Raw genomic sequence first — 19,233 nt, forward strand, 5'->3', positions numbered from 1 at the left:
TGTAGCTAGATAGTACAAGATACATCTAACATGGAAAAAGTCAGGGTTCCCCCTGACCTTTCCTATTTCACTTTTGACGAATATGACTTATTGTTGTTTCTCAGCTTCAGCCTTTTCACGTTGTTCCTTTAGTATTGCTTTACGTGATAAGTTTACACGACCTTGTTTATCAATTTCTGTAACTTTCACTAAAAATTCGTCACCAATTTTAATGACATCCTCCACTTTTCCAACTCGCTCTTCAGCCAATTCAGAAATATGGACAAGTCCATCTTTGCCAGCAAAAATTTCGACAAACGCACCGAACTTTTCAATACGTTTGACTTTTCCAAGATACATTTCGCCAACTACAACCTCACGAACGATATCTTCAATAATTTTCTTTGCTTTTTGATTCATTTCCTGATTTGTAGAGGCAATAAATACTGTTCCATCTTGTTCGATATCAATCTTAACACCAGTTTCCTCAATAATTTTATTGATTTGCTTACCGCTTGGCCCAATAACATCACGGATTTTATCTGGGTTAATTTTCATTGTTAAGATTTTTGGTGCAAATTGTGAAAGCTCTGTTCTAGGCTCAGCAATAGTTGCCAGCATAGAATCTAAGATATGCATTCTGCCTTTTTTAGCCTGTTGCAATGCTTCTTCAAGGATTTCACGGGAAAGACCTTTAATCTTAATATCCATTTGAAGGGCTGTTACTCCCTTAGCCGTTCCTGCAACTTTGAAATCCATATCGCCAAGGTGGTCTTCCATACCTTGAATATCAGATAAAACAGTGTAATAATCACCTGATTTAACAAGTCCCATCGCAATCCCAGCAACTGGAGCTTTAATTGGAACACCTGCATCCATCATCGCTAGCGTACTAGCACAAATACTTGCTTGAGAGGTTGAACCATTTGATTCCAGTACCTCAGAAACAAGACGAATCGTGTATGGAAAGTCCTTTTCAGATGGCACAATTGGTTCTAATGCCCGTTCTCCTAGAGCGCCATGTCCAATTTCACGGCGGCCAGGTCCACGGATTGGTCCAGTTTCGCCAACACTAAATAATGGGAAGTTGTAATGGTGCATAAAACGTTTTTCTTCCTCAATACCTAATCCATCTAGAATTTGAACATCGCCCATTGCACCTAAAGTACAAATACTTAATGCTTGAGTTTGTCCACGTGTAAACAATCCTGAACCATGCGTACGCGGCAGGATACCTACCTGTGAAGATAAAGGACGTATTTCATCGATTTTTCGACCATCTGGACGGATTTTCTCAACTGTTATTAAACGGCGAACTTCACCTTTAACAATTTTATCTAATATTTGTTTTACCTGCTTCAAGTCATCGGCTGTTGCTTCATTCTCTTCGAACTTTGCCATTACTTGATTTTTCACTTCTTTAATGGCATCTTCACGAGCATGTTTTTCTTGAACCTGAATCGCAGCCACCATATTCGTTTCGCACATGTCTCTAACTTCAGCTTCTAAATCTTTATCAAGTTCATAAAGAATAACTTCTCTTTTTTCCTTGCCTGCTTCAGCCATAATTTTTTCTTGAAATTCAATGAGACGTTTGATTTCTTCATGTCCATACATGATAGCTTCTAGCATTACTTCCTCAGATACTTCATCTGCGCCAGCTTCAACCATGTTAATTGCATCTTTAGTACCAGCAACGGTTAAATGAATGTCACTTTTTTCAGCTTGTTCTACGTTTGGATTAATTACGAACTCTCCGCCAACTCTACCAACGATTACACCAGCAATTGGTCCTTCGAATGGAATGTCAGATGTACTTAATGCTAAAGAAGATCCAAACATCGCTGCCATCTCTGAAGAACAATCTTGGTCCACACTCATAACAATGCTGATAACTTGGACATCATTACGGAAACCATCAGCAAAAAGCGGGCGAATTGGCCGGTCAATTAAGCGACTAGCTAAAATAGCTTTTTCACTCGGACGACCTTCCCGTTTAATAAAGCCTCCAGGTATTTTCCCCACTGCATATAATCGTTCCTCATAGTTACATGTTAATGGAAAAAAGTCTAAGTTTTTTGGTTCTTTTGAAGCTGTAGCTGTACTTAAAACTGCCGTATCTCCATAACGGACCATTACGGCTCCATTTGCTTGTTTGGCTAATTGTCCAATTTCAACGGTTAATTTGCGTCCAGCCCAATCCATGGAATACTCATGTTTCGTATGTTCCATATTCTTACCCCTCTCTATCCAAATCACTTTAGAGGATAATGCGAATTAATATCGCTCTAATCATCTAATATAAAAAAAGCGTTTTACGCTTATGTTATCAATACAAATATACTATTAGTATGCACAAATTTTCGCGTCTTAAAATATGTATATAAGATTTTGTGGTGCTCGTATGATTTCTTTTTTTAACCTAACAAAAAAGCGGGAAAAATCCCGCTTCTTTTGATTATCGACGAAGTCCAAGCTTAGTGATTAATACACGGTAACGTTGAACATCTTTATTACGTAGGTACGTTAATAGATTACGACGCTTACCAACCATTTTCAACAGACCGCGACGTGAGTGGTGGTCCTTTTTGTGAGTACGTAAGTGCTCATTCAAATTGTTGATTGATTCAGTAAGGACAGCGATTTGAACCTCTGCAGATCCAGTATCGTTATCATGAGTTTTGTACTCAGCGATAAGTTCATTTTTACGTTCTTGTGTGATTGCCATCCTATTCACCTCCTAAATTTCATATCCCCTGTTACTGAGCAAGCGTCGGTGACTCGACTTGCCAAGCAAAGGTTATTTTTAATACGTTAATAAGAATACAACGTTTCTGTTCAAAAAGCAAGTTATTACCTAAGAAAAGACTATTATTCGCAATTATTCGGTAAGTGTTTGTCGATTTTATTAGACGCGTTAAATAGGGTCTGTTGATTGTAACGAAAGGCACTTCGCTTTAACACTGTTTTTTATTAAAATAATCAATAGCATTTTGTTTGTCTTTTTCGATTTGTTTAACGAGTTCTTCGATTCCGGAGAATTTTTGTTCTTTACGCAGGTATTGATGCCATTCAACGACTACTACCTGACCATAAATATCCTTGTTAAAGTCAAACACGTGCACTTCAACTGACACCCTTAAAGCTTCCTTATTAAAGGTTGGTTTGTAGCCTACATTGCATACACCTTCGTACCAGTCTTCACCAATCTTGATTTTTACAGCGTAAACACCAAGCGGAGGTAAAATATATTCATCGTTTGTTTCAACATTTGCAGTTGGAAACCCTAACGTTCTTCCTCTTTTATCTCCATGAACAACAATACCTGCTGTCATATAAAATCTTCCGAGTAATTCTGGCAGCTCCGCGGTTCTTCCACCTTTTATATATTGACGAATTCGCGTTGAACTTACTTTTTCATTCCCACTGGTTAATTTTTCAACAATGGTGAAAGTAAACTTTTCTCTAGAATGGAAAGGCAAGACCTCCATAGTACCTTTTCCCATCCGACCGTATGAGAAGTCAAATCCTGCAACCACATGTTTTACATTTAAGTCAATCACGAACTGATCGATAAATTCTTGTGGCAGGAGGTTTGCAAATTCTGTTGTAAAATGGACAATGAAAAGATAATCAATGCCTAATTCCTCAATAATTTTTATTTTCTCTGCTAAGGGCGTTATGTATTGAACATGCTTATCATTTTTCCTTAAGACTACCGATGGGTGAGGGTCAAAGGTCATGACTGCAGTGTGGAGTCCTTTTTGATGTGCTTGTTTTTTGGCCTCAAGAATTACCTTTTGATGACCAAGATGAACACCGTCAAAATAACCAAGTGCCATGGCTAATGGAGGTATTTCAGTTTTATCTATATTTAATGGGAATTTTAGCTTTATTACTTCCAATTGAAACTCACCTTTTCTTAACAGTAACCTTTTTAACCTTGATCATTACGCAAGACTTTAACTGGTTTTAAGAGGCCTGACTTGTTCGGATGTACCGAATAAATGGCCAGAGCATTTCCCTCTTCCGTTTGAGCGATAATAGGTCCGTTACTATTTATTAAATAATCTGGTATTGGTAAAAGTGCGCCATTTTTCACTTTCTCTGCTACTTTATCATTTATTATGTATTTCGGCAAATGAGAAAGTGCCATTTCTAAGGGTCTTAAACATGTTGAAATAGTACCTGTTTCCATTAACTTTTCTATTTGTTCAAACGTCAGGCAATCATCAATTGTAAATGCAGCGGATTGGACTCTAATTAAATTTGACATATGTGCCGGGTATCCAAGGCTTTCCCCAATCATTACGGCTAATGTCCTAATATAGGTTCCCTTGCTGCAGCTTACTCTAAATCGAAAAGAAATAGTTTCTCCTGAAAACTCTTCTCTTTCATCAAGCAACTCTAACCTATAAATGGTAACTTTTCTCGTTGGACGTTCCACTTCAATTCCTTTGCGGGCATATTCGTATAAACGAGTTCCATTTACTTTTACTGCAGAATACATCGGGGGAGTTTGCTCGATTTCACCTGTAAAGGATTCAAGGACTTTAAGTATTTCCTTCCTGCTAAAGGTATCAACAACCTTTTTCTCCTCAACCTTTTCTCCTGAAGCATCTTCGGTTGTAGTGGAATACCCAAGGGTTACTTCGCCTTCATAGCTCTTTCCGGCGTCAGTTATGTATTCAGCTACTTTTGTTGCCTTCCCTATACAGATAGGAAGCACTCCAGTCACATCTGGGTCAAGCGTTCCCGTATGACCCACTTTTTTTGTTTTTAATATTTTCCTTAATCTAAATACACAATCATGCGACGTTAGCCCAGCCGGTTTATATAAAGGTAAGATTCCTTCCACCCTTGGTCACTCCAATTCTATTTTGTATCGAAAAAAAAGGATAGACATTTGTCTATCCATTTATTCTTCTTCATTTTTTTCTATGCTTCTTTCTTCATGGTGCAATTGGTGAATAAGAGAGTTAATTCGATTTCCGTAATCCATTGACTCATCCCATTCAAAAAGGATTTCAGGAGTTTTGCGTAAGCGAATACGATGTCCAATTTCAGTTCGGATAAATCCTTTCGCCTTTGCAAGACCTTTAAGTGTGTTTTCCTTTTGCTCTTCATCGCCCAAAACAGAAATATATACTTTTGCTTGTTGTAGATCTCCTGTTACTTGAACATCCGTAACTGTCACAAATCCGATCCGGGGATCCTTAATTTTTCGACCTATGATGTCACTTAGTTCTTTCTTCATTTGTTCTCCAACACGATTTGCTCTGTGGCTCATCACTTCACCTCTTAACTTAAAGCCATTCTATATCGGTGATCGTTCTTTCTATTTCAGGAAAAGAATCAATTAATTTAAGTGCATTTTGCAGTTCCAGTTCAGTCATTACCCTGTTAGATGTTACCGCAACGATGGCTATTTTCGTCCTTTGCCATACGTCCTGATAGCCAACTTCTGAAACCGATACATTAAATTTTTGTTTCAACCTGGTAAGAATACGCTGCAAAACAGCACGTTTATCTTTCAATGAATGTGCATCATAGATAATACATTCACAATGTGCTAAACCTACAATCATTTACGCTCAATTTCTTCCATTACGTAAGCTTCAATAATATCTCCTTCTTTTACATCATTGAAGTTTTTAATGGTAATACCACATTCGTAACCTTGTGCAACCTCTTTGGCATCATCTTTAAATCGTTTTAATGCATCAATATTTCCTTCAAAGATAACAACCCCATTACGAATTAAACGAATTCCGCTATCACGGGTAATTTTTCCGTCTGTTACATAAGAACCAGCAATGGTTCCAACCTTTGAAACTTTAAAGGTTTGACGAATTTCCGCTTGACCAATCACTTTTTCTTTAAATTCAGGATCAAGCATACCCTTCATAGCTGCTTCAATTTCTTCAATAACCTTGTAAATAATACTGTGAAGTCGAACGTCGACCTTTTCTTGCTCAGCTGCGCGCTTCGCATTTACATCAGGACGAACATTAAAGCCAATCACAATCGCATTTGAAGCAGAGGCAAGAGTAATATCTGACTCATTAATGGCACCAGCACCACTATGAATAATTTTGATATTAACACCTTCAACGTCAATTTTTTGCAGTGAAGCGGCCACGGCTTCAGCCGAACCTTGAACGTCTGCTTTTAGGATGATATTTAAATCCTTCATCTCACCCTGCTTTAACTGTTCAAATAAATTATCTAGGCTGACGATTGATTTCTCACCACGCTGCGCTACCAATGCTAGCTGTGCACGTGCTTCACCGACTTGACGAGCTGTTTTCTCATCGTCAAATACAACGAAACGATCACCAGCTTGTGGAACATCACTTAAGCCTGTAATTTCAACAGGTGTAGACGGTCCAGCTTCTTTCACACGGCGTCCAAGGTCATTTACCATTGCACGAACACGACCATACGTGTTCCCTACAACAATAGGGTCACCTATTTTCAGTGTACCATTCTGAACGAGCAAGGTAGCCACTGATCCACGGCCTTTATCTAATTGTGCTTCAATTACTGTTCCAACTGCTTTACGATTAGGGTTTGCTTTCCATTCTTCCACTTCACTAACAAGTAGAATCATTTCCAACAGATTATCGATTCCTTCTCCTGTTTTCGCGGATAGTGGAACAAAGATTGTATCCCCGCCCCAAGCTTCAGAAACTAATCCGTGCTCGGTAAGTTCTTGCATAACACGATCGGCGTTAGCAGCTTCTTTATCCATTTTATTAACCGCCACGATAATTGGAACCTCTGCAGCCTTTGCATGATTAATTGCTTCAACTGTTTGCGGCATTACACCATCATCAGCAGCTACTACCAGGATAGTGATATCCGTGATTTTCGCACCACGTGCACGCATCGTTGTAAAGGCAGCATGTCCCGGTGTATCAAGGAATGTTATCTTTTTACCGTTTTCAACAACCTGGTAAGCACCAATATGCTGAGTAATTCCCCCCGCTTCACCTTCTGTTACCTTTGTATGACGAATGGAATCAAGCAAAGTGGTTTTACCATGGTCAACGTGACCCATAATCGTAACTACAGATGGTCTTTCTACAAGGTTTTCAGATTCATCTTCTGTAAAATAAACTTCAAGGTCGGTTGTATCGATTTTAATTTCCTCTTCAACCTCAACCCCATATTCGCTCGCGATTAATTCAATTGCGTCTTTATCTAATACCTGATTAATTGTCGCCATAACTCCCAGTAAAAATAGCTTCTTGATAATTTCAGAAGGTTCACGGTAGATTTTCTTAGCAAATTCTCCAACAGTCAAAGAATCACTAAATGTAATCTTAGCTGGAAGATCTTTCACTTTCCTTACTTGTGGCTGTGCTTGTTGAACCGGTGTATGGTTCTTTTTCCGGTTGTTATTATTATTGCGATTTTGATTATTATTATTAAAAGGTTTTTTATTTCCTTTTCCAGCGCTGAAAACCTTATTTTCCTTAGATTGGAATTGTTGATTTTGCTTTTTAGTGTCAGCCGTTTTTGGTGGAGAGGCCACTTTCACCTTGCTTGGTGTAGTAGTTTTTGCGTCGTCATCCTCAAAAGCTTTTGGACTTGTTTTACTTTGCACTTGTGGTTTAACTCCCTGCTGCTGTGGATTCTGATTCTGGCGATTTGGTTGTTGTGGTCTAGCTTGCTTTTGCCCAGGATTGCTTTGGTTTTTATTATAGGTTGCATCTAACTTTACAACTGCAGCATCCTCAATTGTTGCCATATGATTTGAAACTTCTATGTTCATTTCTTTCAGTTTAGTGATTACATCTTTACTTGAAATATTGTGTTTCTTTGCGTACTCATAAACACGTATTTTACTCATATTTTCACCCCCGCTAGAATTAATCGAGCAACGTCATCAGTTTTTTTGCAAATCCATTATCCAGTACAGCTACAACTACGCGGGCTTCTTTGCCAATCGCTTGGCCTAGAAGGTGGCGATCTTCCACTAGTTTATAGGGAACTTCGTATGACTTACATTTATCTGTAATTTTTTTTGTCGTATTTGCAGATGCATCTGCCGATAATAAAACGAGCTTTGCTTTTCCGCTTCGAATCTCCTTAACAGAAAGCTCCTCACCCGAAATGATTTTCCGTGCTCGATTGGCTAAGCCAAGTAACGACATCCATTGATTTGTATTCATATAGACTGCCTGTTTTCCTTTTCTATCAAATCCAATAGTTCTTCATATAATGATTCATCTATAGTAACCTGTAAATGATTAGATAAGGTATTTTTCTTCTTGGCTAGTAGGACTGCTTCTTTGTCCTTAGAAAGGTAGGCACCTCTACCCGACTTTTTCCCAGTTAAGTCGATAGAAACTTCCCCTTCTTTTGAGCGAACGATGCGAACGAGTTCTTTTTTCGGCTTCATTTCACCGGTTGCGACACACTTCCGCATAGGAACTTTTTTACGATTGTTCACAATCCATTCACCTCATTTATTATTCCTTTTCTTCTTCTTCGTTAAAGTCAACATCTACTTGATCATCAAAAAGTCGAATCATTTCTTCACGTGGATAGATTCCTAGTTCACGTGCTTCTGTTTCAGATTTGATATCTATTTTCCAACCTGTTAACTTCGCTGCAAGGCGGGCATTTTGTCCACGCTTCCCAATTGCTAGTGAAAGCTGATAGTCTGGTACAACAACAGTTGTCGCTTTTTCAGCTTCATTTACCTTAACATCTAAAACTTTAGATGGGCTTAAAGAATTTGCAACAAAGATGACGGGATTGTCAGACCATTTAACAATATCAATTTTTTCACCTTTTAATTCATTCACAACGGCTTGAACCCTTGTACCTTTTGGACCTACACATGATCCAACTGGGTCAACTTCATTGTTATCCGAATGAACAGAAATTTTCGAACGGTCTCCTGCTTCACGAGCAACAGATTTAATCTCAACTGTTCCATCATATATTTCTGGAACTTCAATTTCGAACAATCGCTTGAGCAAGCCAGGATGTGTTCGTGAAACGAAAATCTGAGGACCCTTTGTTGTTTTCTCTACTTTAGTAATAAAAACCTTTATACGGTCATGAGGCTTATAACGCTCATTTGGCATTTGTTCATTTACAGGCAGCAGCGCTTCAATTTTTCCAAGGCTGACATAAATAAACTTCGAGTCAAGCCTTTGAACAATTCCTGTCATGATATCTTCTTCACGATCGATGAACTCAGAATAAATAATTCCTCTTTCAGCTTCCCTAACCCTTTGTGTAACAACTTGCTTAGCTGTTTGGGCAGCAATTCTGCCGAAGTCCTTAGGTGTTACTTCCATTTCAACTACATCTTCAACAACATAGTTTGGATTTATGTTTCTTGCATCTGCTAACGATATTTCAAGTCGAGGGTCAAAAACCTCATCCACTACTTCTTTCCTTGCAAATACTCTCATTGAGCCAGATTGCAAATTCAAATCAATCCGAACATTTTGGGCTTGGTTGAAATTACGTCGATATGCCGATACAAGTGCAGCTTCAATCGCGTCAATTAAAACATCTCTAGAAATGCCCTTTTCTCTTTCTAGTATTGTAAGAGCATCTAATAATTCGCTGCTCATTTGATTATATCCCCCTATCCATTATATATTTATCTTTCATTATGAAAAAATAACTGCTAGTCTTGCACTAGCCACTTTTTCAAAAGGAATTTCAATTACTTTTTTACGGGTTTTGATTTTCATCTCTACTTTTACTGTTTGCCCGTCATAATAAAGTAATTCCCCTTCAAAACCTTTTTCACCGTCAATCGGCTCGTATGTTTTAATGAACACATTTTTACCAATTGCCTTTTCATAATCTTTTGCTTTTTTAAGCGGTCGTTCTGCACCTGGAGAAGATACCTCAAGAAAATAATTTTGGGTTATCGGGTCAAGCTCATCGAGTTTTTCACTAAGCCGTTCACTGACATTGCCACAGTCCTCTATATCAACACCGTTTTCTTTATCAATATATACGCGCAGAAACCAGTTTTTCCCTTCTTTAACAAACTCGATTTCCACCAATTCTAATCCAAGCTCCTGGATAATTGGCTGCGCTAGCTCTTCTACTACTTCCGTTACTTTGCTCATGTTTAACCTCCTTTACCGACATTCTCACCCATATTATTGGTAATTCACGGAAAGTTTTATAAATAACTCTTCAAAAAAAATCTGTATACAAAAACGAAAGAGCGGGTTTCCCCACTCTTGAACACGAGAGTATTTCTTAGTATTTCCAATAAAACTATACCATAACCAAATTTTATATGCAAACACCCAATAGCGGAAGCGCCTTGCTCAGGGGCGACAGGCATAAGACGAGCCGGCGGGAAGGTCGTTCTTTACCTTTCTGACGGATTGGCTTAGACCTGAGAGCCCCTAGGCGCAGTAGCTTGACGTTAATCTAAGTTAGAAAAGCTAGAATAGGGATAACTGGTTTTGTTCTGGTAACGAACTTAGACAACCTAGTTTATCTAAATATTCTAGAATAGTTTTTGACACTTTACCACGTTGCTGCAAATCTTCTTTAGAAAGAAACTCTCCATCTTGTCTTGCCTTTATAATATTATAAGCGGCATTTGTTCCAAGTCCCGGTATGGAGTTAAATGGAGGGATTAATGAATTTCCTTCAATGATGAACTCAGATGCATCTGATTTATACAAATCGTAATTTTGGAAAGTAAAACCCCTTTCCGTCATTTCCAGTGCTAGTTCAAGGACTGTTAACAGGTTCTTTTCCTTGTTTGACGCCTCAAGTCCCTTTGCATTAATTTCTTCAATAATTGCCCGAATAGATTCAGAACCACGTGACATTGCTTCAATATCAAAGTCTTCGGCACGAACTGTAAAATAGGCTGCATAGTATAACAACGGAAGATGAACCTTGAAATATGCAATTCTAACTGCCATTAACACGTACGCGGCTGCGTGGGCCTTTGGAAACATATATTTAATCTTTTTACAAGAATCAATATACCATTCAGGCACTTCATTTTTACGCATTTCCGCTTCCATTTCGTCTGTGAGGCCTTTCCCTTTACGTACAGATTCCATTATTTTAAAGGCAAAAGATGGCTCTAATCCTTGGTAAATTAGGTAGACCATAATATCATCCCGGCATCCAATAACTTCACTTAGGTTACAGGTTCGGTTATGAATTAATTCTTGTGCATTTCCCAGCCATACGTCTGTTCCATGTGATAAACCAGAAATTTGGACTAATTCCGAAAAAGTTGTAGGTTTTGTATCTTCTAGCATTTGACGAACAAAGCGTGTACCGAATTCTGGTATCCCAAGGGTACCGGTTTTACACATTATTTGCTGTTCAGTAACACCTAATGATTCTGTGCCGCTAAAGATTTTCATTACTTCTGGATCATCAGTTGGAATGGTTTTAGGATCCATACCGCTCAGGTCCTGCAGCATTCTGATCACCGTTGGATCGTCGTGACCAAGTATATCTAGTTTTAAAACATTATCATGAATAGAATGGAAATCAAAATGAGTCGTCTTCCATTCTGAATTTCTATCATCAGCAGGAAACTGAATTGGTGAAAAGTCATAGACATCCATATAATCAGGAATAACAATGATACCGCCAGGATGCTGACCAGTTGTCCTTTTTACACCTGTACAGCCTGATGCAAGTCTTTCTATTTCTGCCCCGCGTAATTGTAAATTATTGTCCTGTTGATAGGCTTTAACATAGCCGAAGGCTGTTTTATCTGCAACAGTACCAATCGTTCCCGCACGAAAAACATTATCTTCTCCAAAAAGAACCTTTGTGTAGTTATGTGCCCGCGGCTGATACTCTCCGGAGAAATTCAAATCGATGTCGGGAACCTTGTCCCCTTTGAAGCCAAGGAAGGTTTCAAACGGAATATCGTGTCCATCTTTTTTGTACTTTCCGCCACATTGCGGGCAATCTTTATCAGGTAAATCAAATCCAGATCCCACCGAACCATCATTGAAGAACTCTGAGTGCTTACAGGTTGGGCAGACGTAATGTGGAGGTAAAGGATTTACCTCTGTAATCTCTGTCATAGTGGCAACTAAGGAAGAACCTACTGAACCACGTGAACCAACAAGATACCCATCATCCAAAGATTTTTTTACAAGCTTATGGGAGATCAAGTAGATTACCGCAAATCCATGGCCGATAATACTCTTCAATTCTTTTTCAAGGCGTGCCTCAACGATTTCCGGAAGTGGTTCTCCGTAAATCTTCTTTGCCATTGAATAACTCATTTCTCGCATTTCTTCATCTGCGCCTTCAATTTTCGGAGTGTATAGGTCGTCTTTAATCGGCTTAATAACGTCAATCATATCAGCAATTTTGTTTGTATTCGTTATTACAATTTCTTTTGCCTTTTCTCCTCCAAGGAATGAAAAAGCAGCAAGCATTTCATTTGTTGTCCTGAAATGGACATCTGGTAGTTTGTGACGATTTAGCGGGTTGGCTCCACCTTGAGAGTTAACTAAAATTTTACGGTAAATCTTATCATTCTCATTTAAATAATGGACATTACCAGTTGCAACAACAGGAATCCCTAATTTATCGCCAAGCTTTACAATATTACCAATAATATCTTCTAGTGCCTTTTCATCACGAACAAGTTCCATCTCAATCAATGGAGCATTGACTTCCTTTGGCATTACCTCAAAGTAATCATAGAATTGTGCATAAGCTTCCACTTCATCTGGAGATTTTTGCATCATCCCCTCGAATACCTCTCCTTTATTACAGCCGGAACCAACAAGAATTCCTTCTCTGAATTTTTGAAGAATGGACCGTGGCAGCCTTGGTACTCTATAAAAATATTCAATATGAGCAATGGATACAAGTTTAAATAAATTCTTCAAACCCACTTCCGTTTGTGCCAGTAAAGTACAATGATAAGGGCGTGCTCGCTGATAAGCATTTCCCTTTCCCATGTTATCGTTAAATTGATCATGGTACTCTATTCCTTTTTCAGAAGCATCCTTTAGCATTTTCAACAGTAAATACCCTGTAGCTTCTGCGTCATAAATGGCTCTATGGTGCTGAGTTAATTCGATATCAAATTTCTTCGTTAATGTATTTAAGCGATGATTTTTCATTTCTGGGTAGAGAAATCTACCTAGTTCAAGGGTATCAATTACTGGATTTTTTGCCTTTTCAAGGCCAATGTTTTTATAGCCTACATTAAGAAATCCCATATCGAAGGATGCATTGTGTGCAACCAGGACACCGTCTTCTACCCAATCATGAAACCTTTGGATTACCTCTCCAACTTCTGGAGCATTTTGGACCATATCGTCCGTAATCCCTGTTAAATTGATGGTTGTTGCTGATAGTCGATGATGCGGATTCGCAAATGATTCAAACCGGTCAATAATTTCCCCATCTCGTATTTTTACTGCCGCTAGTTCAATAATCGTGTCATATACGGCTGAAAGACCTGTCGTTTCAACGTCAAATACAACAAATGTATCTTCTGCTAGTAGACGATGGGCGTCATTATAAGTAATTGGAACACCATCATCTACAAGATTTACTTCAACACCATAAAGAATTTTAATATCATTTTTCTTTCCAGCGCTATACGCCTCAGGAAAGGATTGTGCAACAGCATGGTCTGTAACTGCAATCGCCTTATGACCCCACTTCTTCGCTTGAGCAATGAGCGCTCCTACAGGAGTGACAGCATCCATTGAGCTCATTGGAGTGTGAAGGTGCAGTTCTACTCTTTTTTGATTTTCAGGTGCCGTATCCTTACGGCCAGCAGGTTTAATTTCATTTATATCATTACCAATCATGACTAAATCACGTACAAATGTATCATTTTGGATACTGCCTCTTACTCTTACCCACATTCCTTTTTTGACGAGCTGGTAAAGGGCTGCATCTTCTTTGTCGCGAGAGAACATCTTAACCATAAGCGAGCTGGTGTAATCGGTAATCTTAAATGTTAATAGCGTACGGCCACTTCTAAGTTCCCTTGTCTCCGCATCAAAAATAAACCCTTCAACGGTGACTCTGCGTTCTTCATCTACAATCTCAATCATACTTCTTAGGTCTTGATCATCCTTGATGGTTAGCCCGATTGAAAGAGGCCCTTCTGGAACAGATCCGCCAGTATCTTTCTCAGCTTCTTTCTTTTGTAAATCTGCTAAGGCCATCAGTCCGCGTTCCTGATCCTCTTTTTGTTTGGCTATTAAGAATTGTTGATATTCGTCATTCTTTTCTCCGCTCTGAATATCAGTTTCAACCGTTAAGCTTGGGAATCCATATGACTGATAAAGACTGGTAATCAGGGATCCATATTTCCTTTTTAAGGCCATTCCTTCTGTTTCATTACGCACTGATACCGTTAACTTATTCCCGCTAAGTACCGGCACCTGTTCATTTAGTAATTTTAACATTGGCGGTGAGATGCCATCGATTTGCTGAATACTATAATTCCAATACTCCAGAAACAATTCGGGATGAAAGCTTGGGTTTTCTACTTTTAAATCATAGGAAATCTTTGCAATAGTAGAAAACTTTCTTTCAAGCTGCGTAGTAAAACGAAGATATAAACTAAAAGGAAGAATTTTTTCTAATAAAAATTGGAAATGCCATTTACGTGACTTTTTTTCTACTATAAATCTTTCAATTTGAGCATTTTGAAATTGTGCTACTACAGCGTCCTCTTTTAATTCTAGTTGCTGGAGCAAGAGTAAGAATCGCTCTTTTTTGCCAGAGGCATGTTCGCTCATCATTCCCTCTCCCATCTATATATTGTCTAGCTTCAGCGCCTAGCCCCTCTATGGTCTACATCCAATCACTTCTGGAAGGCAAAAAAACGCCTACCGTCAGCGCTTGTCTTATGCTTGTCGGGCTGAACACAAAGGAAAGCTCCTTTGAATACTCTTCGCAGGAACAAGCTGTGCTTGTTCCGAAGGCGCTTCCGCTTTTCGTTAAATCTCTAATTTATCTATTATCAAAAAGTAATTATATCATATGATACCTAATCATTCGGCTTATTTCGACAGAAAAATAAAACCAAAAAAGTAAATAAAAAAAGGTTCGCCAGGGAACCTTTTCTCAACTTTCAAATGAACTTACAAGAAAAATCTTTGGATATCATTCCAAGTAACAACCAGCATAAGGAGCATTAAGAGAGCAAATCCAATAAAATGGACCATTCCTTCCTTATGACGATCTATCGGCTTTCCTCTTACTGCTTCGACTGCAAAGAACATTAGCCTTCCGCCATCTAGTGCTGGGATTGGCAGGAGATTCATGATTCCTAGGTTAATACTTAAAATAGCTGCCCACTTCATCACATAGTAAATTCCTGATTGAACTACCGTATCAGTGGAAGCATATATTCCAACTGGCCCAGAGAGCATGTCAATTGAGAACTGACCAGTAACAAGCTGTCCAAGCATGACAAAAATTTGCTTTGTCCAAAAATAAGTTTCAGTAAAACCAGCAGTAATGGCTTTTAATGGTGATTTTTCTATTGGGCTGTAAACACCAATTAGACCTATCTTTTCTCCTTCAACACTTTGCTCTTTCGGAGTTACGGTAATTTCCTGTTCTTTTCCATCACGGCTTATAGAAAAATCAAGTGTTTCATTAGGATTTTCTCTGATAATTTCTACGACATCAGACCAGCTGGAGATTTCAGCGCCATTGATACTTTGGACTATATCTCCTTCTAATAATCCCGCTGCATTCGCAGCGCCATCAGGCGTAATTACACCTAATTTCGGCTCGTTAGTAGGGACACCTTGTAAAAAGGCAATTATAATGAACAAAAAGAATGCCAAGACGAAATTCATCATCGGGCCAGCAAAAATGGCCATGGTTCTCTGAGGCAGCGTTTTTGAAGCAAACTGACGATCATAAGGGGCCAATTGTGTTTCTACCCCATTTTCAACCGTAACAGCAGTCGGACTTATAGGAAAAGTTTGCAACCTTTCTTCCTCATCCTCTGGGTATCCCTTAATGAACAGCTTATGTTCAATATCAGCATACTCTACTTCCACAATTCGGCAATCTGGATACTTTTCTTTATTGTTCAAAATGATTTTATTTACGTTATTCTCTTTGTCAAACAAAAGCCCGATTCTGTAACCAGGTTTTAGTTCCACAACCTCCGGATCTTCACCAGCCATCCGAACAAATCCACCAATTGGCAGTAACCTAATTGTATACGTTGTTTCCCCTTTTTTATGAGTGAAAACCTTTGGCCCAAAGCCGATTGCAAATTCGCGGCACAAAATACCTGCTCGTTTCGCAAAAACCAAATGGCCTAATTCATGAAAAAATACTAGTGCACCAAAGATAACGATAAAGGCAATAACTGTAGTCAAACTAAAAACCACCTTTTTTATTGAAGTGAATTTACATATTGTCTTGTTTCTTTGTCCACCTCTTGAATAATGGATAAGTCAGGATTTTTTATTAATTCGTGTTTATTTAATGCCTTCTCAATCATATCTTCAATTTGTAAGAAACTAATCTTTTCATTTAAAAAAGCAGCTACAGCAACTTCATTTGCTGCATTTAAAACTGTAGGCAGTGTTCCGCCTTGTTTGCCAGCCTCATAAGCAAATTGCATACAGCGAAAACGATTTGCGTCCATTTCCTGGAAATGCAATTGTCCAATTTTAGCTAAATCTAACCTTTGAGAGGAAGTTAGGGGTAACCGGTCAGGATAAGCGAGTGCATATTGGATCGGTACTCTCATATCTGGTGTTCCAAGCTGTGCAATTATGCTGCTGTCATGAAATTCTACCATTGAATGAATAATACTTTCTTTATGAAGCAGTACATCAATTTTTTCATAGGGCATGTTGTACAGCCAATGAGCCTCAATCACCTCAAGCCCTTTATTCATCATGGTTGCGGAATCTATTGTTATTTTTGCTCCCATTGACCAATTGGGATGATTTAAGGCTTCTCTAACCGTAACTCCTTCTAACTCTTTACGAGTCCGGTCACGGAAGCTGCCGCCAGAAGCAGTCAAAATCAATCTTTCTATATTCTTATCCTTTTCACCCTGTAAGCACTGAAAAATAGCAGAATGTTCACTGTCCACCGGAAGTAATGCCACTCCACTTTTCTTCGCAGCCTCCATAACTAGATGACCCGCCGTAACAAGTGTCTCTTTATTGGCAATCGCAATGGTTTTTCCCGCTTCAATTGCATGTAAGGTAGGGTTCAAACCAATACTTCCAATCACTGCATTTACTAGGATATCCGTTGAAGGATATACTGCAGCTTCTATGAGGCCCTCTTCACCAAAGGTAAATTTAGTATTAGGAAACTCTGCTTTTAATGTATTACAGTCTTGGTACTCTTGTACAGAAACTAGCTCTGGCTTAAATTCATGTATCATTTTTCGGGCTAAATCTAAATTTTTCCCTATCGAAATGGCAACTAATTTAAAATCAGATGGGTGTTCACGAAGTATATCTAAAGTTTGAGTGCCTATCGAGCCTGTAGCACCCAAAATGCAAATCTTTTTCAAAGAAAATTCAACTCCCTAACTCTACCATAGATGAAAAAAGTGTAATAATGGCAAAACGAATAATAGACTATCGAAACGGTCAAGGATTCCCCCATGACCTGGTAATATATTTCCAGAATCCTTCACATTAAAATGCCGTTTGAACGCAGATTGAACCAGATCACCAATTTGTCCAAAAATAGAAAGGACAACAGTTATCGCCATTAATGTAAATATTGTTGCATTGATTTCAGAAAATATAGCAAACAATATAGCAACAATTAAGGCTGAAACTACTCCGCCTATGGATCCCTCAACTGTCTTATTAGGACTTATTTCAGGCCAAAGTTTCGTTTTCCCTGTAGCTTTACCGATAAAATAAGCACCTGAATCAGTCGCCCAAATCATGAATAATGAGTAGAAGATATAGACGATACCCGCATCACGCGTCTCAATAAAGAAATAAAAGCCTATTCCCACATAAATGGCTGACAAAATCGAAAAACCAGCATCTTCGAAGGTAAATCGGTTCTTTGTTATCACGGTATATGCCAATAGCAAAAGGATAAAAGCAATACCAATTTCTGTTTTTGTATAAATAAAAGTATTTACTATATCACTATACTGCTCTGGAAAAAGCATAACCCAGAGAAATAAAACAGTCAGCAATCCATGAACAGAAAAAATACTAAGTTTTTTCATTTTTAATAACTCATACAATCCCACAGTTGCGAGGAAATATGTTAAAAGGACAAAAGGCAGTCCACCATAAAAAACAATTGGTAAAAATAAAGCAGCTGCTACAACTCCTGTAATGATTCTTTGCTTCATCTAAGATTTCAACACCTTTATAGTACTTGAGAGAGATAAACTTTAGATACCGCCAAAACGGCGTTGACGGTTTTGATATACTTCAATTGCTTCAACTAGATGTTTTTCTTTGAAATCCGGCCATAATACATCCGTAAACCAAAACTCCGTATATGCTAATTGCCACAACATGAAATTACTTAGCCTGATTTCACCACTCGTACGGATTAATAAATCCGGGTCATTGAGGTTAGAAGTCATCAGGTATGAGGAGAAAATCTCTTCGTTTAACTCGCTCTCTTTTAGTATTCCACTTTTATAATCATTTAAGACTTTTTTGGCCGCATCAATAATTTCAGATCGACTGCCATAGTTAAGTGCAAAGTTTAATACAAGTCCATCATTATTCTTTGTATCCTCAATCGCTCTTTCAATTGCATTTAATGTATGTACCGGAAGTTGATCTTTATACCCCATCATCGTTACTTGAACATTTTCTTCAATTAATTCAGGCAGAAAGGTTCCTAAAAACTCCTCTGGAAGCTTCATTAAATAGTCCACTTCATTTTTTGGCCGCTTCCAGTTTTCAGTTGAAAAAGCATATAACGTAAGTGTTTTAATTCCAAGGTTGTTGGCTAACTTCGTTATCTTACGCACGACCTTCATACCTTCATGATGTCCGGCAATTCGTGGCAAGGCTCTCTTCTTAGCCCAACGTCCATTGCCATCCATAATAATCGCAACATGTTCCGGTACCGGCAATTTTTTAATCTTTTCTATATTTTCTCGGAGTGTGGAAGAGTTATTGTTTTGATTCTTCCAAAGCCTTATTTTATTAAACATAACATTGCTCCTCCAAATTAAGATAATCATTTCCTCCGATAATAGATCATGCCCACAGAGCCTGTGTTGATATATATGAAGAATGCTGATTTTCG

At 38.4% G+C, this 19,233-nt stretch carries 16 protein-coding genes; all 16 read right to left on the reverse strand.

Features of this window, described 5'->3' with window-relative positions:
* Nucleotides 1-87: 87 nt before the first annotated feature.
* The 16 genes from pnp to CHI06_RS06735 all read right to left on the reverse strand — a co-directional run bounded on the left by pnp (nucleotide 88) and on the right by CHI06_RS06735 (nucleotide 19,138).
* Nucleotides 88-2,211 carry a polyribonucleotide nucleotidyltransferase gene (gene pnp, locus CHI06_RS06660; RefSeq protein WP_095247642.1) on the reverse strand — a complete coding sequence of 708 codons (2,124 nt, stop codon included), beginning with the start codon at nucleotides 2,209-2,211 and terminating at the stop codon, nucleotides 88-90.
* Nucleotides 2,212-2,437: 226 nt separating this feature from the next.
* The gene (gene rpsO / locus CHI06_RS06665; protein ID WP_095247643.1) at nucleotides 2,438-2,707 is read right to left on the reverse strand and encodes a 30S ribosomal protein S15; all 270 of its coding nucleotides are present in this window, start codon (nucleotides 2,705-2,707) and stop codon (nucleotides 2,438-2,440) included.
* 229 nt (nucleotides 2,708-2,936) lie between these two features.
* The gene (gene ribF / locus CHI06_RS06670; RefSeq protein ID WP_095247644.1) at nucleotides 2,937-3,884 is read right to left on the reverse strand and encodes a bifunctional riboflavin kinase/FAD synthetase; all 948 of its coding nucleotides are present in this window, start codon (nucleotides 3,882-3,884) and stop codon (nucleotides 2,937-2,939) included.
* A 32-nt stretch (nucleotides 3,885-3,916) separates the two neighbouring features.
* Complete coding sequence (gene truB / locus CHI06_RS06675; protein ID WP_095247645.1) at nucleotides 3,917-4,837, reverse strand: tRNA pseudouridine(55) synthase TruB; 921 nt, start codon at nucleotides 4,835-4,837, stop codon at nucleotides 3,917-3,919.
* A 60-nt stretch (nucleotides 4,838-4,897) separates the two neighbouring features.
* Entirely contained in the window at nucleotides 4,898-5,269 is a 372-nt protein-coding gene (gene rbfA / locus CHI06_RS06680) for a 30S ribosome-binding factor RbfA (protein ID WP_095247646.1), read from the reverse strand.
* A gap of 16 nt (nucleotides 5,270-5,285) precedes the next feature.
* Nucleotides 5,286-5,567 (reverse strand): DUF503 domain-containing protein, encoded by a 282-nt coding sequence (locus CHI06_RS06685; RefSeq protein ID WP_095247647.1) that lies wholly within the window; start codon nucleotides 5,565-5,567, stop codon nucleotides 5,286-5,288.
* Complete coding sequence (infB, locus tag CHI06_RS06690) at nucleotides 5,564-7,837, reverse strand: translation initiation factor IF-2 (protein WP_095247648.1); 2,274 nt, start codon at nucleotides 7,835-7,837, stop codon at nucleotides 5,564-5,566. The genes CHI06_RS06685 and infB overlap by 4 nt, the downstream gene beginning before the upstream one ends.
* A 19-nt stretch (nucleotides 7,838-7,856) precedes the next feature.
* A complete protein-coding gene (locus CHI06_RS06695; RefSeq protein ID WP_095247649.1) occupies nucleotides 7,857-8,159 on the reverse strand; it encodes a YlxQ family RNA-binding protein in 303 nt (100 codons plus the stop codon).
* Complete coding sequence (gene rnpM, locus CHI06_RS06700; protein ID WP_095247650.1) at nucleotides 8,156-8,440, reverse strand: RNase P modulator RnpM; 285 nt, start codon at nucleotides 8,438-8,440, stop codon at nucleotides 8,156-8,158. Before rnpM ends, CHI06_RS06695 begins: the two co-directional genes overlap by 4 nt.
* Nucleotides 8,441-8,459: 19 nt before the next feature.
* The gene (gene nusA, locus CHI06_RS06705; RefSeq protein WP_095247651.1) at nucleotides 8,460-9,581 is read right to left on the reverse strand and encodes a transcription termination factor NusA; all 1,122 of its coding nucleotides are present in this window, start codon (nucleotides 9,579-9,581) and stop codon (nucleotides 8,460-8,462) included.
* A 39-nt stretch (nucleotides 9,582-9,620) separates the two neighbouring features.
* The gene (gene rimP / locus CHI06_RS06710; RefSeq protein WP_095247652.1) at nucleotides 9,621-10,091 is read right to left on the reverse strand and encodes a ribosome maturation factor RimP; all 471 of its coding nucleotides are present in this window, start codon (nucleotides 10,089-10,091) and stop codon (nucleotides 9,621-9,623) included.
* A gap of 327 nt (nucleotides 10,092-10,418) precedes the next feature.
* Nucleotides 10,419-14,741, reverse strand: coding sequence for a PolC-type DNA polymerase III (locus CHI06_RS06715; protein WP_095247653.1), 4,323 nt, complete (start codon nucleotides 14,739-14,741; stop codon nucleotides 10,419-10,421).
* A gap of 345 nt (nucleotides 14,742-15,086) precedes the next feature.
* The gene (gene rseP / locus CHI06_RS06720) at nucleotides 15,087-16,346 is read right to left on the reverse strand and encodes an RIP metalloprotease RseP (protein WP_095247654.1); all 1,260 of its coding nucleotides are present in this window, start codon (nucleotides 16,344-16,346) and stop codon (nucleotides 15,087-15,089) included.
* Nucleotides 16,347-16,363: 17 nt separating this feature from the next.
* The gene (dxr, locus tag CHI06_RS06725) at nucleotides 16,364-17,506 is read right to left on the reverse strand and encodes a 1-deoxy-D-xylulose-5-phosphate reductoisomerase (protein ID WP_095247655.1); all 1,143 of its coding nucleotides are present in this window, start codon (nucleotides 17,504-17,506) and stop codon (nucleotides 16,364-16,366) included.
* Between the two features lie 21 nt (nucleotides 17,507-17,527).
* A complete protein-coding gene (locus tag CHI06_RS06730; RefSeq protein WP_095247656.1) occupies nucleotides 17,528-18,316 on the reverse strand; it encodes a phosphatidate cytidylyltransferase in 789 nt (262 codons plus the stop codon).
* Nucleotides 18,317-18,358: 42 nt separating this feature from the next.
* Nucleotides 18,359-19,138, reverse strand: a complete 780-nt coding sequence (locus tag CHI06_RS06735) for an isoprenyl transferase (protein ID WP_095247657.1) — start codon at nucleotides 19,136-19,138, stop codon at nucleotides 18,359-18,361.
* Nucleotides 19,139-19,233 lie beyond the last annotated feature (95 nt).

The organism is Bacillus sp. 7884-1 (genome assembly GCF_002272245.1).
Taxonomy (GTDB): domain Bacteria; phylum Bacillota; class Bacilli; order Bacillales; family Cytobacillaceae; genus Neobacillus.

What these genes read in the sequence shown, in the direction of transcription:
- pnp (WP_095247642.1), bottom strand. Translation starts at nt 2,211, where the DNA reads ATGGAACATACGAAACATGAGTATTCCATGGATTGGGCTGGACGCAAA.
- rpsO (WP_095247643.1), bottom strand. Translation starts at nt 2,707, where the DNA reads ATGGCAATCACACAAGAACGTAAAAATGAACTTATCGCTGAGTACAAA.
- rbfA (WP_095247646.1), bottom strand. Translation starts at nt 5,269, where the DNA reads ATGAGCCACAGAGCAAATCGTGTTGGAGAACAAATGAAGAAAGAACTA.
- CHI06_RS06685 (WP_095247647.1), bottom strand. Translation starts at nt 5,567, where the DNA reads ATGATTGTAGGTTTAGCACATTGTGAATGTATTATCTATGATGCACAT.
- infB (WP_095247648.1), bottom strand. Translation starts at nt 7,837, where the DNA reads ATGAGTAAAATACGTGTTTATGAGTACGCAAAGAAACACAATATTTCA.
- CHI06_RS06695 (WP_095247649.1), bottom strand. Translation starts at nt 8,159, where the DNA reads ATGAATACAAATCAATGGATGTCGTTACTTGGCTTAGCCAATCGAGCA.
- nusA (WP_095247651.1), bottom strand. Translation starts at nt 9,581, where the DNA reads ATGAGCAGCGAATTATTAGATGCTCTTACAATACTAGAAAGAGAAAAG.
- rimP (WP_095247652.1), bottom strand. Translation starts at nt 10,091, where the DNA reads ATGAGCAAAGTAACGGAAGTAGTAGAAGAGCTAGCGCAGCCAATTATC.
- CHI06_RS06715 (WP_095247653.1), bottom strand. Translation starts at nt 14,741, where the DNA reads ATGAGCGAACATGCCTCTGGCAAAAAAGAGCGATTCTTACTCTTGCTC.
- CHI06_RS06730 (WP_095247656.1), bottom strand. Translation starts at nt 18,316, where the DNA reads ATGAAGCAAAGAATCATTACAGGAGTTGTAGCAGCTGCTTTATTTTTA.
- CHI06_RS06735 (WP_095247657.1), bottom strand. Translation starts at nt 19,138, where the DNA reads ATGTTTAATAAAATAAGGCTTTGGAAGAATCAAAACAATAACTCTTCC.